The sequence below is a fragment of the Rhizobium sp. TRM95796 genome (genome assembly GCF_025779995.1).
Lineage (GTDB): Bacteria > Pseudomonadota > Alphaproteobacteria > Rhizobiales > Rhizobiaceae > Rhizobium_E.
This window is the reverse complement of the sequence record NZ_JAOXHE010000011.1, coordinates 77,984-89,700: the sequence shown is the minus strand read 5'-3', so window position 1 is coordinate 89,700 and position 11,717 is coordinate 77,984. Positions and strand designations below refer to the sequence as shown.

The following is an 11,717-nucleotide window of genomic DNA, read 5'->3' as shown; positions in this document are numbered from 1 at the left end:
CCGCAGTTGTGGTCAAGCATCCCAGCTTATAGCGTAAGCGGTGTTTTCCTCGCACATCGATCAAGCTTGGATTGGGCTTACCGAAAAATTCCGCTACAACATTGACGGCAAGAATGCGCCAATTGCGGACATTCCAAGCCTTCTGATAATGGTGAGCTCATAGTTGATGGAGCCTAGCAAAATGGTCACAGTATCTATCGAGAGCCCACGTCAAGCTGGCGTGATCAGGCTTTTGGAGGCGTCTGATGACTATGCGGCCTCTTTGTACCCCGCAGCAAGCAACCATCCTCTCGACCTGGAAACCTTGGAAAAACCAAACGTTACGTTTTTCATTGCGAGACGAGACGATGAAATCGTTGGCTGCTGCGCCCTAGTGGATTCCGGCGACATGACGGGCGAGATCAAGCGCATGTTCGTCGATCCAAGTGCACGCGGCTTCAAAATCAGCAAACAGATGATGGACAAGCTGGTTCTTCGAGGCTTGGAAATGCGTCTGCGGGTCATTCGGCTGGAAACAGGCATCTACCAACCTGAAGCCATCAAGCTGTACCGCGGATACGGATTTCAGGAAATCGAGCCATTTGGAGCTTACAAGGCGGACCCCCTTAGCCTATTTATGGAAAAAGAGCTCAGCTCAACCACAGTGGAGCAATAATGACCTCTTCGGGCCGTTGGCCGCCACGGCGCGATAGGGCCGGCGGCCGTCACGGCGACGAAGCGCCAGAAGCAGACGTGCCGCAGTCACAACGGTAAACCGGTTCGACGACGATCAGCATCGGCCAAAAACGCAGCCCATCAGTCGTGCCGCACGAGAACTCCGCTCGCCATCGCGCGAAAGGCCTCTAAAGCCTTCGTCAGCACGACATTAGGATCATCGCTGGCGGCGACCCAGAGTGCAGCATTGAGTGACGCGCCGCTGATGAGCCGGGCGGCGGCTTCGGCATCCAGGGGCTTCATCGTTTCACTCGCGATCAGCCTCTCGACGGCTTGTCTTGTCACCTGCAGGCAATTGTCCTGGCTCGGCCATTTGGACGGGTCACCGAGCACAGCTGGTCCATCAAGCAGAACAATGCGCTGAACTTCGGGATCAAGCGCCATTTCAATATAGGCGATTCCCTCCGCAAGCAGGGCTCTCCACTCGTCAGGTTCGGAGGCCGCCACCTCTTTGGCGCGAGCAGCCATTTCCGAATCGATCTGATTGACGACAGCGGCAAACAGCCCGCGTTTGTCCCCGAAGTTGTGGTAGAGCGCTCCCCGCGTGAGACCCGCCTCAGCGGTCAGCTCGTCCATGGATGCGGCGGCATATCCTTTCTTGGCGAACGCCTTGCGCGCAGCTGCAACCAGCTTTGCCCTGTTCTCCTCTATTGTTTCCGCACGCTTCTTCGCCATTCCGTCCTCACTTTACATACGAAGCGTATTTTATTTGACATACGCCTCGTATCTCGTTATTTCACATACACACCGTATCTCGAGCGCGCCGCCGTTGAAAGGGGCTCCGGCAGCTCAACTGAGAGGAAGCCATGACGTCCGCAACGCCATTTTTCAGTCTTCCGGCACGCCCTTATGAGCAGCATGAATATTCACCGGCCATTCGATCCGGGGACCTGCTGTTCGCTTCGGGCCATGTTGACAGCCGGGAGGACGGAATAGCTGAGCTGGACTTTGGCGAACTGGTCCGGCTGGCATTCAGGAATGTGAGTGCAACGCTGGTTGCGCGGCCTGCACTTTGAAAACACTGTCGATGTCGCGACGATCCAGACGGAGCGGCAGAGCCAGTTCGCTATCCTGATGCCCACTAAGGACGAATATTCCCTGCGTCAACCTATCCGGACTGGACCGCCGCAGCCGTGACCTGGCTTGGCGGGTTCGATTTTGAACAGGGTCATCGCCCGCATGCCGCAGGCGCTTTAGCGCAACGGGCAATGATCCGAAACACTCTTTCAGATGGAAACCTCTCATGCATTCTCTCCTTGTAATCGCTCATCCCGAGGCCGGGTCTTATACAAACGCTGTAGCCGAACAGGTAATCGCTGGCCTTAAGGAGGACCCGCAGAACACGGTCGAAATCGCCAATTTGACGGTCGAGGGCTTTGATCCTCGCTACACAGGCGCTGACTATCGGGCATTCCGCGACGGAACGGCTCCTCCGGCCGACGTTGTCGCCGAGCAGGCAAGGATTGATCGCGCCGATCTGCTGATCCTGATTTTCCCCGTGTACTGGTGGTCCATGCCAGCCATCCTCAAAGGCTGGATCGACCGCGTATTCACCAATGGCTGGGCCTATATCGATGCCAGTGGTCAAGAAACAACCCGTCTTCTCGGTCGGCTAGCGATCCAGACAGTGGCGATTGGCGGGGCAACACAGCGCACCTATGACAAACGCGGCTATGCTCAGGCGATCCGGACACAGATCGATGAGGGCATTTTCGGGTATGTCGGCGCTCGCATGATCGGATCTGAACTCCTGCTCCCGCTCGACGCCGTGTCCTCTCAGGCCGGGCTCCAACGGGCCCGCGAGATCGGCGAAAGCCTCAGCGCCGCGACACGGGAAGCAGCTGGTTTGTAGCGCGCTGCACGATAACTGCAGCATCCGCAAGTTTTGTGTTCCCGAGCAGGCCTGACGGGCCCAGTTGCCCGGTTTGAACGAAGACCGCATGGCATTGATGCGCCAAAGGCGGACGCCGTCAGTCCAGCCCTCGATTAGGCGACATTGCAAGCGGCTGGGTGTCAGGCGTCGCTTTGATCTGTGTTTTGGCGACGTGGTTGTTCCTGATTCCAAGGTGATATATGGTTATCTCCATGATGTTCATGTCCACATTCTTCCCGCTGATCTGAACGACTGAAAGTCGTTCGGCGCTTGCGCGCTAAAGAAGATCAAAACGGCTCCGGCTCACCCGGCAGCCGCATGGAGAATGTGTATGCCAAAAATTGATGATCTCGGCCTGACTGCCGGTCAGGTCCAACAGTTTATTGACGACGGTTTCGTCAAAATCGAGCAGGCCTTCACGACTGACCTTGCGAAGACCGGCAGGGACGAATTGTGGGCTGACATAGGACTTTCCCCCGACGAACCCGAAAAGTGGGTTCAACCCGTTATCCGGGTTGGTTTCAAGACTTCGCCTCCCTTCGTCGAAGCGGCAAACACGCCGCGCCTGCACAGGGTCTACGATCAGCTTGTTGGTGAGGGGCGCTGGCTTACACCAAAGGGTCTCGGAACCTTTCCCATTCGCTTTCCTTCATCTGATCTACCCGGTGATGACGGCTGGCATGTGGACGTCAGTTTTGGCACGGACCACCCAGACTTCATGGAGTGGCGCGCCAACGTGAAGAGTAGCGGTCGCGCCCTATTGATGCTGTTTCTGTTTTCGGATGTGAGTGCAGATGATGCACCGACCAAAATACGGAAGGGCTCGCACATGGTCATAGCCAGGCAACTGCTTGCCTATGGCGACGCCGGCGCAACTCTCAGGCAGCTTTCTGCCAATGGCTACGCTTCGACAGCAGACTGCAAGGTCGAGTTGGCAACCGGCGCGGCAGGCACGGTCTATTTGTGTCATCCATTCCTCGTCCATGCCGCACAACCTCACCGTGGGCGGCATCCGCGCTTCATGGCGCAACCGCCGCTCCTGCCGAAAGGCGAGTTTGATCCGGCCCTGCCTCCGTCTCCAGTCCAATTGGCTATCCGTCGGGCCTGTGGGCTAACGTTCTAGAGCGCTTCCGCGTTTTTCTGAATCGGGCCTGATTCCCAAATCGGCTCTGTTCTGATTCACTGATGCTGGCTGGACGGAGGCCAGCATCCCATGACCGCACCAATATCGAATGATCTTCGTGAGCGTGTTGTAGCGGCCGTGTCTAGCGGCGAGAGTGTCCGGGCGGTTGCTGCGCGCTTCGCGGTGGCGGCGTCTTCGGTGGTGAAGTGGTCTCAGCGCCATCGCGCGACCGGATCGGTTCGTCCAAGCAAGATGGGTGGTTACCGCAGGCGCATCCTAGAGCCACATCGCGGCTTCATTGCCGGGCGTCTCGCTCAGAATCCACACCTGACACTGCATGGACTGAAGGCCGAACTTGCCTTGCGAGACATCGCCGTTTCCCATAATACGATTTGGGAATTCATCCGCAGCGAGGGGCTGCGCTTCAAAAAAAACGCTGTTCGCCCTTGAACAAGCCCGTGCCGATATCGCCCGCAGAAGAGAGCGATGGAAGACATTACAGCACCACCTCGATCCTGAACGGCTGGTCTTCATCGATGAGACCTGGATCAAGACTAACATGACACCCATCAGGGGCTGGGGACCCAAAGGCAAGCGACTGCGGGCGTTTGCACCGCATGGGCACTGGCGCACGCTGACATTCCTCGGTGCATTGAGAAAGGATCGGTTGACAGCACCTTGTGTCTTCGACGGACCGATCAACGGCCAGTGCTTTCGCGCCTATGTCGAACAGCAGTTGGTTCCGGTCCTCAATCCGGGCGACATCGTCGTCATGGACAATCTTGGCAGCCACAAATCGGCGACAATTCGTCAGGCGATCACTGCCGCAGGTGCACGGCTGTGGTTCCTGCCACCCTACTCACCGGACCTCAATCCGATCGAACAGGCCTTCTCGAAGATAAAGCACTGGATGCGCGATGCACAGAAGCGGACCATCGAAGATACATGGCGACATATCGGCGGCTTGGTCGAAACGATCCAACCCGACGAATGCGCCAACTATCTCAGAAATGCAGGATATGGTTCCGTCAAAAGGTGAAACGCTCTAGTCTGCTGACTCCGGGACGCTCTAAGCGTCTCGGGGTCAAGACTTTCAGCGATGTTCAAGATTGGGGCTCAGTGTCCGCTCTGGGCCGACAGCAGACTTCAGCCGTTGGTTCGTCCCGAATAATTCCACGGTAAGAGCTCAGCGATGCAACTTTGCTTGTGGCCGTTGACGATGGCAGTGAGCGTCGTGGTCAGGTAGGCCAGCGGGTCGACGGCATTGAGTTTACAGGTCTCGATTAGCGAAGCGATGGTTGCCCAGTTCTCGGCCCCGGCATCATGACCTGCAAAGAGTGCGTTCTTGCGATTGAGAGCAATCGGCCGGATTGTCCGCTCGACACTATTGTTGTCGATCTCGATGCGACCGTCGGTCAGGAAGAGCTTCAGACCATCCCAGTATTTGGCGATGTAGGCCAATGCCTCGCCGAGTGGGGACTTGGTCGCGACACGGGCACGGTGATGCGCAAGCCAGGTCTGCATGTTGGTGATGAGTGGCGCAGACCGTTCCTGCCGTCCGGCGAGGCGAGCCTCCGGATCGAGACCGCGCAGTTCGGCCTCGATGCGATACAGTTCGCCGATCCTTTTGACGCCCTCCTCGGCAATCGGTGCTGACCCATTGCGGGTGATCTCCACCAGCTTGCGGCGAGCGTGTGCCCAGCAATAGGTAAGGCGAATGTCCAGGCCAAAGCGCTCTGGTGCGATCAGCCTGTTGTATCCGGCATAGCCATCGACCTGCAAAATGCCGGAGAAGCCGTGCAGTATCCGTTCGGCATGAATGCCACCGCGACCGGGCGCATAGGTGAAGGCGACACCCGGCGGAGCGCTGCCATTCCAAGGACGATCATCCCGCGCCAGCGCCCAGAAGTATCCGGTCTTGGTCTTGCGGGAGCCGGGATCGAGAACCGGGGCATGGGTCTCGTCCATGAACAGCTTGGTCGAGCGCTTCAGGTCGGTGGTCAATGCATCGAAGACGGGGCGCAGTTCATAGGCTGCGCGTCCTACCCAATCGGCCAGCGTGGAGCGATCGAGATCGATGCCTTGACGGCTCATGATCTGCGCCTGCCGATAGAGCGGAAGATGATCGGCATATTTGGAGACCAGCACATGGGCGACGGTCGCTTCCGTCGGCAGCCCAGCCTGGATAAGGCGAGCCGGGGCTGGAGCCTGAACGACACCGTCAGTGCAGGCACGGCACGCGTACTTGGGGCGACGGGTGACAATGACACGGAACTGTGCCGGGATCACGTCCAGCCGCTCGGAGACATCCTCGCCAATGCAGTGCATGCAACCACCGCAGGCGCAGATCAGGCTTTCTGGCTCGATCACCTCCTCGACACGCGGAAGATGCTTCGGAAGCGAGCCGCGATTGATCGCACGTGGCTTGCTAATCCTGTTTGCCGCAGGAACGTCCGCCTCATCCTCGGCATGGATTACGGCCATAGCCGTTTCCAGGTCTTCTAGCGCCAGATCGAATTGGTCAGGATCGGTCTTCTCGGATTTGCGTCCGAAGGCTGCCTGCTTGAATGCTGCGACCAGCTTCTCAAGCCGTTCGATCCGCTCATCCTTGCGAGCGATACGTTCGTCCTTGCTGGCTATCGCGATATCCTTGGCCGCCTCGCGGGCCTGCGCCGCGATCAGCATCGCCTTCAGGGCGGCAATATCATCGGGAAGGTCGGCGGCATCAAGCATGGCTGGAAACTACCAAATCCGGAGCCGATTTGCCTTCGGAATTTGTGGTGCTGAGTCATCGTGCCGCAGCTATTCGATGGCCTCCGGGGTTCTTGTCTGGACGGCATGAACCCGCCGCCAATCGAGGCCTGCGAACAGCGCTTCGAACTGGGCGTGGGTGAGTGTCATCAATCCATCTTTGATGCCCGGCCAGGTGAATGTGTGCTCTTCAAGCCGTTTGTAGGCCATGACGATTCCGGAGCCATCCCAGTAGATCAGCTTCAAGCGGTCCGCCTTGCGAGACCGGAACACGAAAACCGTTCCGGTGAACGGGTCCTTGTGCAGCTCGTTCTTCACCAGCGCCGCCAGGCCGTCATGACCCTTGCGGAAGTCGACAGGCTTGGTCGCCACCATGATCCGTACGCGGTTCGACGGAAAGATCATGTCGCTGCCGCCAAGGCGCGGGCGATGGCAGCGATCCGAGATGCAGACGCGCCTTCCTCAAGACGGATCGTGACAGGGCCCACTACGATCTCGGCGCGGGAAGCGACCTTGACGGTCTGCGGCTCCGGCGCTGGAGCATCAACAACGATGGCCGCAAACTCGACTGCGTCGTCAGGCTCTGGCAACAACAACTTGCCCTGCCGCGCCAGCGTGCGCCAGGACGATAGGTGGTTGGCCTTCAGGCCGTAGCGTCCTGCTACTTCATTCACCGTTGTGCCCGGTCGCAAGCTCTCTGAAACGATCCGTGCCTTGACATCATCAGGCCATTGGCGGTGCGTCTCACGCCTCCTCCGGCGTGTTGTGAGAACCTCCAACGTACTCTCCATGGAGAAACTCCTTGTCGCTCATCCATGGAATGTCGATCACAGATCAGGCAGCGGCTGCCAATGTGGGGCCAGAACACCGGTTACCTTATAGCGGGCGGACTTGAGATAGGAGCGTGTTGTATGCTCAGAAAGACCAAGTATGAGCGCCAAGCCTTTGTGATCGTTGCCAAGGGCTAGCCAATGGAGGCATTCCATCTCGCGAGGGCTCAACAGTGGCACAGGGTCGTGACGGCCAAAGACTTCGAAAATCGCTTTTCGATGTACGAGACGAGCGAGCTCAAGCCATTCGTCCCGAGCATCGGCGACGATATCGCTCCATTCTTCGTTTGAGGCCGACGAATTGAGAGAAAGAAGTGCACGACGCGATTTGTCAGCGACAGGTATCGAAAAGCCGTTCTTACCGATACCATGCCGGATAGCATCCAGCAGAAACTCCTGTGCGGCTTCCGTCGCCTCGACTTCTCTCCAATCGAATGGAAGCTGGCGGAGAAAGCCCTCTCCAACGATAGGGTCCACTAGGACATATCCTCTTAACAGGTAACGAGCGACCCACGCTTCGTTATAGGTTGTTCGCACAAATGGCGCGTCAACCAAGCTCGCCGTGGTTTGCGACAGGTGATACGTCACGTGATCGATGCGATATGATCTCTGGAATATGGCGAGGGCACTGGCAACGTCGTCGCAGGCGTGGATTTCAGAATACGCTAAGTGCAAACGCGGGGACTGATCATCCAAATCCATTACGGGCCTATAGTTTGTACGCGGCGAGGCAGTCATCTGTGCGGCAAACCAACGTATTTGCTAAAATACTGTTTTGGAGAAGCTAACCCAAGTGCATCATAGCCGTCTTACAGGGTAGGGGATCATGGCCCATCCTGCAAATGTGCCATAAATGCCTCGGCAGGCGTCATGTATCCGAGGCATTTACGCGGTTGATGGTTGAGGTGGCGTGTGAGCTTGAGAAGGTCGTGTTGCGACACGGTCGCGAGATCTGTGGTGCCGGGCAAGTAGCGTCGAATGCGCTTGTTTGCGTTCTCGACCGTCCCTTTTTGCCACGGCGCACTTGGGTCGCAAAACCAGCTCCTCGCACCGATCCCGTCTTCCAGAGCCCTGAACCCGGCAAACTCGGTGCCCCGGTCAAATGTGAAGCTCTGACGCGCGAACGCCGGCAAAGGCGAAAATGCATTGATGATCTTGTCCATGATTGGTCTCGAATGCCGGCTCGGATTCTTGATGAGAACGGTGTAGCGGCTCTTGCGCTCCACGAGAGTGGTGACATTTGCATGGCCCAGTGGGCGTTCGAAGATGAGGAGGTCTCCCTCCCAATGTCCAAACCTCGATCGATCTCCAATGAAATCAGGCCTTTGGGATATCCGGTGAGTAGCGGGAAACGCGCCGTCACGCGGCTTCCTGGAACGCATTGGGCGACGTTTACGGCGGGCCTCAGATAGATACTGATAAAGACCGAGCTCGTAATCTTCTTTACTGTAGATGAAGCGGTAGATCGTCTCTTTGCACACGCGAATACGACTGAGCCCGTCCGACAGCAAACGTCCTGCGATCTGTTCCGGGGACCAGCGAGCCTCCAACTGGTTGATGATCTCCATGCGTAAAGCCGGGTGGCGCCGCAGCTTTCTCAATCGGCGTCGACGGTCTCTGGAGATGTCGTGAGCAACCGTGCTGTAGTATCCGTCGTAGTCGGGCAGTTCACGATCCCGAAACGTATTGCGCTTGATCTCGCGGTAAATGGTCGAGCGATGACGGCCAAGCTGACGCGCCATCTCGTTGACCGGAACCTTTGCCGCCACCAGATGATGAAGACGCCGACGATCGGCAAGGGTGATCTGTGTATAGCATCGAGACATGCCAAAATCTCCAAAACGAAGCCATTGAAATTACTGGCATGTCGCACTTGGAAATAGAATGTACCTTTTTGTTAGCTTTTATCGCATAATCGTTTTTATGGAACTCGATAGTCAGAGGCCGCTTTCCGGCACAAACCGCAGCTGAACGGCCACTCATCCTCATGGGCGAACTCCATTCGGTGCATAAGTCCAGCACCGCCCTATTAGTGATGCACTTTGACCCCGCCAATCCAGGTGCTCTTCATGCCCAGCTCATCCGTCAGCACGACGAAATCCGCATCATACCCGACCTTCAACGCACCCTTGCGCCAATCGAGCCAGGCTGCCTCCGCCGGATAGGCCGAGGCCATCCGCAATGCTTCCTCGACCGGCAGCCCGAGTGCCTGATGCGCGAACCGTACAGACGAGATCATGTCGATATCTGCGCCCGCCAGCGTCCCGTCGGCCAGCGTCAGCCGCCCGTCCTGCCGCAGAATCTCGCGGCCGTTCAGCGTAAAGCTCTTCATGTCCGTGCCGATGGTCGACATGGCGTCGGTGACAATGAATATCTTGCCGGGACCATTCTTCGCCCTGAGTGCTACGCCCATCGCGGCCGGATGCACATGGATGCCGTCAGCGATAATGCCTGCGTAAAGCGAGCCGATATCCAGTGCTGCACCCACCACGCCCGGCTGGCGATGGCCGAGCGGGCTCATGGCGTTGAAGAGATGCGTAACGGTGCGCACGCCCGCTTCCGCATAATCCTTCGCCGTCTCATAGGTCGTGTCGGTGTGGCCGAGGCTCACCATGAAGCCTGCTTCCGAAAGACGTTTCGCCTGCTCTACCGTGACATTTTCCGGCGCGATAGTGATCATCATCGCATCGAATTTGCCCTTGCAGGAGAGCATCAGGTCGATATCCTTCTCCTCCATCGGCCGGATCAGCTGCGGATCATGCGCGCCTTTGCGGGCGATGGAGAGGTGTGGGCCTTCGAGATGCAGGCCGAGAAAGCCCGGTATGCCTTCAGCTTTGGCCTGTTTGCCGGCCTCGACGGTTTTCGAGGTGATCTCGTAGGTATCGGTGATCAGCGTCGGTAGCAGCGCCGTCGTGCCGAACTTGGCATGCGCGGCGCAGATCTGGCGGAGGCCCGAAAGGCTCGGGTCCTCGTTCAGTAGCACGCCGCCGCCGCCATTGACCTGCAGGTCGATGAAGCCCGGCACGATCATCCCGCCGCCGGCATCGATCCGCTCGATGCCTTCCGGCAGCTTGGCAACCGGCTGGATCGCCTCAATCTTGCCGTCGGCGAAAACGAGTGCTGAATCCTCGTGCCAGAAGGTGCCGTCGAAAATCCGGGCACCGACAATCGCTTTCCCACTCATAGGGTTTCGGTCACCTTCTTCAGCGCCACCGGCGCATCTGGATTGAAACCCTTGGAGCGTGACCAGGCTTCGACGAAGCCATAGAACGGCAGGATCAGCGCCAGCGCATCGGTGATTGGGTGGCCGGTCGCGACGAACGGCAGCCTGCGGGCTTCCTTCACCTTGTCGGAGGTCGCGAAAGCCAGCGCGCCCTTGGCAGCCATGCCGTCAACAATCTCGACGACCGAGGCTTCGGCCGCATCGCGCGCCGCAAACGTCACGACCGGGAACTGCCGCTCGACGAGCGCCACCGGACCATGCAGCACTTCGGCGGAGGAATAGGCTTCCGCATGCATGTTGGAGGTTTCCTTGAATTTCAGCGCTGCCTCGCTGGCGATTGCCAGAGCCGGGCCGCGGCCGAGCATGTAAAGCGATTCCGCGTCACCCAGTTCATGGGCGAGCTCGCTCCAGTCGAGCTTGACGGCCTTTTCAAAATGCTCCGGCAGTCCGCGGACGGCCGATTTCAGGCTCTCATCGCCCGTCCATTCGGAAAGCACGGCGAGGCCGGCGACGATCGAATTGACGAAGGATTTGGTTGCCGCGACGGCGAGTTCCGGCCCCGCATTCAGGTTGACGGCATGGCTGGAAGCGATGGAAATCGGCGAGGGCAGCGTATTGGTCAGCGCGATCGTCAGGGCGCCGGCCTTGGTCGCAGCCTCCGCCATGGCGACGATATCCGGGCTCTTGCCGGACTGCGAAATGGCGATCGCCGCGCCGCCGTCAAGCTTCAGGTTTGCACCATAGATCGAGGCGAGCGACGGGCCGAGCGAGGCGACCGGACGACCGGCAGTGAGTTCGACCGCATACTTGATGAAGGTCGCGGCATGATCGGAAGAGCCGCGCGCGATGGTGATCAGGAAGGCCGGGTTCTTTTCGCGCAGCGCGCGGCCGGCGGCGACAATCGCGTTCGCAGAGCCATCCAGCAGGCGGGCGGCGGCTTCCGGAGCCTCGTCGATCTCCATGCTCATTTTCGTCATATTGGTCAGCATTTATGCAGTCCTTGAGGGTGTATCCGCCGAGCGCAAGGTCGGCTTGAATGCAGCGGTTAATGGCGCGCGACGCTGCTCCAGCACCATCGCGCTCGGTTCGTGACGACCATTTTTTTAACTCAGCGGAGCCTTCTTGAGACAGTGGCAGCAGGTCATCTCCGCTGTCGCGGTCACGGAGCGAGATCAACCGCGCCACGCGTCTCAAGCGCCCAAG

At 58.5% G+C, this 11,717-nt stretch carries 12 protein-coding genes and 1 pseudogene; 5 read left to right on the top strand and 8 right to left on the bottom strand.

Features of this window, described 5'->3' with window-relative positions; all coding sequences use genetic code 11:
* Positions 1-181 precede the first annotated feature (181 nt).
* Positions 182-655, top strand: a complete 474-nt coding sequence (locus OCK01_RS21345) for a GNAT family N-acetyltransferase (RefSeq protein WP_263825712.1) — start codon at positions 182-184, stop codon at positions 653-655.
* Between the two features lie 140 nt (positions 656-795).
* Here OCK01_RS21345 and OCK01_RS21340 read toward each other — a convergent pair whose 3' ends face one another.
* Positions 796-1,389, bottom strand: coding sequence for a TetR/AcrR family transcriptional regulator (locus OCK01_RS21340; protein ID WP_263825711.1), 594 nt, complete (start codon positions 1,387-1,389; stop codon positions 796-798).
* Positions 1,390-1,520: 131 nt separating this feature from the next.
* Here OCK01_RS21340 and OCK01_RS21335 point away from each other — a divergent pair.
* From OCK01_RS21335 to OCK01_RS21320, 4 genes and pseudogenes are all read left to right on the top strand, one after another.
* Positions 1,521-1,911, top strand: a pseudogene (locus OCK01_RS21335) (Rid family hydrolase).
* Positions 1,912-1,957: 46 nt separating this feature from the next.
* Complete coding sequence (locus OCK01_RS21330; RefSeq protein ID WP_263825710.1) at positions 1,958-2,566, top strand: NAD(P)H-dependent oxidoreductase; 609 nt, start codon at positions 1,958-1,960, stop codon at positions 2,564-2,566.
* Between the two features lie 352 nt (positions 2,567-2,918).
* Positions 2,919-3,710, top strand: a complete 792-nt coding sequence (locus OCK01_RS21325) for a phytanoyl-CoA dioxygenase family protein (RefSeq protein WP_263825709.1) — start codon at positions 2,919-2,921, stop codon at positions 3,708-3,710.
* A gap of 90 nt (positions 3,711-3,800) precedes the next feature.
* Positions 3,801-4,749 (top strand): IS630 family transposase gene (locus tag OCK01_RS21320; RefSeq protein ID WP_263825708.1). Its coding sequence is split into 2 segments (ribosomal slippage): positions 3,801-4,136 and positions 4,138-4,749, totalling 948 coding nucleotides; the frame shifts between segments, so codons are not numbered across the junction.
* A 107-nt stretch (positions 4,750-4,856) separates the two neighbouring features.
* Here OCK01_RS21320 and tnpC read toward each other — a convergent pair.
* The 7 genes from tnpC to OCK01_RS21285 form a co-directional block, all read right to left on the bottom strand.
* A complete protein-coding gene (gene tnpC / locus OCK01_RS21315; RefSeq protein ID WP_263825707.1) occupies positions 4,857-6,443 on the bottom strand; it encodes an IS66 family transposase in 1,587 nt (528 codons plus the stop codon).
* 69 nt (positions 6,444-6,512) lie between these two features.
* A complete protein-coding gene (gene tnpB, locus OCK01_RS21310) occupies positions 6,513-6,866 on the bottom strand; it encodes an IS66 family insertion sequence element accessory protein TnpB (RefSeq protein WP_024707692.1) in 354 nt (117 codons plus the stop codon).
* Positions 6,863-7,252 carry an IS66-like element accessory protein TnpA gene (tnpA, locus tag OCK01_RS21305; protein ID WP_263825706.1) on the bottom strand — a complete coding sequence of 130 codons (390 nt, stop codon included), beginning with the start codon at positions 7,250-7,252 and terminating at the stop codon, positions 6,863-6,865. The genes tnpB and tnpA overlap by 4 nt, the downstream gene beginning before the upstream one ends.
* Positions 7,253-7,288: 36 nt before the next feature.
* Positions 7,289-7,993, bottom strand: a complete 705-nt coding sequence (locus tag OCK01_RS21300) for a LuxR family transcriptional regulator (protein WP_263825705.1) — start codon at positions 7,991-7,993, stop codon at positions 7,289-7,291.
* A 122-nt stretch (positions 7,994-8,115) separates the two neighbouring features.
* On the bottom strand, positions 8,116-9,117 hold the full coding sequence (locus tag OCK01_RS21295) for an IS30 family transposase (protein WP_263825704.1): 1,002 nt from the start codon (positions 9,115-9,117) through the stop codon (positions 8,116-8,118).
* Positions 9,118-9,320: 203 nt separating this feature from the next.
* Positions 9,321-10,475 carry an N-acetylglucosamine-6-phosphate deacetylase gene (gene nagA, locus OCK01_RS21290; protein ID WP_263825703.1) on the bottom strand — a complete coding sequence of 385 codons (1,155 nt, stop codon included), beginning with the start codon at positions 10,473-10,475 and terminating at the stop codon, positions 9,321-9,323.
* Positions 10,472-11,503 (bottom strand): SIS domain-containing protein, encoded by a 1,032-nt coding sequence (locus OCK01_RS21285; protein WP_263825702.1) that lies wholly within the window; start codon positions 11,501-11,503, stop codon positions 10,472-10,474. Before OCK01_RS21285 ends, nagA begins: the two co-directional genes overlap by 4 nt.
* Between the last annotated feature and the right edge of the window lie 214 nt (positions 11,504-11,717).

Bases quoted from the DNA above. Each gene is read 5' to 3' on its own strand.
- OCK01_RS21340 (WP_263825711.1), bottom strand. From the start codon at position 1,389: ATGGCGAAGAAGCGTGCGGAAACAATAGAGGAGAACAGGGCAAAGCTG.
- tnpB (WP_024707692.1), bottom strand. From the start codon at position 6,866: ATGATCTTTCCGTCGAACCGCGTACGGATCATGGTGGCGACCAAGCCT.
- nagA (WP_263825703.1), bottom strand. From the start codon at position 10,475: ATGAGTGGGAAAGCGATTGTCGGTGCCCGGATTTTCGACGGCACCTTC.
- OCK01_RS21345 (WP_263825712.1), top strand. From the start codon at position 182: ATGGTCACAGTATCTATCGAGAGCCCACGTCAAGCTGGCGTGATCAGG.
- OCK01_RS21285 (WP_263825702.1), bottom strand. From the start codon at position 11,503: ATGCTGACCAATATGACGAAAATGAGCATGGAGATCGACGAGGCTCCG.
- OCK01_RS21325 (WP_263825709.1), top strand. From the start codon at position 2,919: ATGCCAAAAATTGATGATCTCGGCCTGACTGCCGGTCAGGTCCAACAG.
- OCK01_RS21330 (WP_263825710.1), top strand. From the start codon at position 1,958: ATGCATTCTCTCCTTGTAATCGCTCATCCCGAGGCCGGGTCTTATACA.
- OCK01_RS21300 (WP_263825705.1), bottom strand. From the start codon at position 7,993: ATGGATTTGGATGATCAGTCCCCGCGTTTGCACTTAGCGTATTCTGAA.
- tnpC (WP_263825707.1), bottom strand. From the start codon at position 6,443: ATGCTTGATGCCGCCGACCTTCCCGATGATATTGCCGCCCTGAAGGCG.
- OCK01_RS21295 (WP_263825704.1), bottom strand. From the start codon at position 9,117: ATGTCTCGATGCTATACACAGATCACCCTTGCCGATCGTCGGCGTCTT.
- tnpA (WP_263825706.1), bottom strand. From the start codon at position 7,252: ATGGAGAGTACGTTGGAGGTTCTCACAACACGCCGGAGGAGGCGTGAG.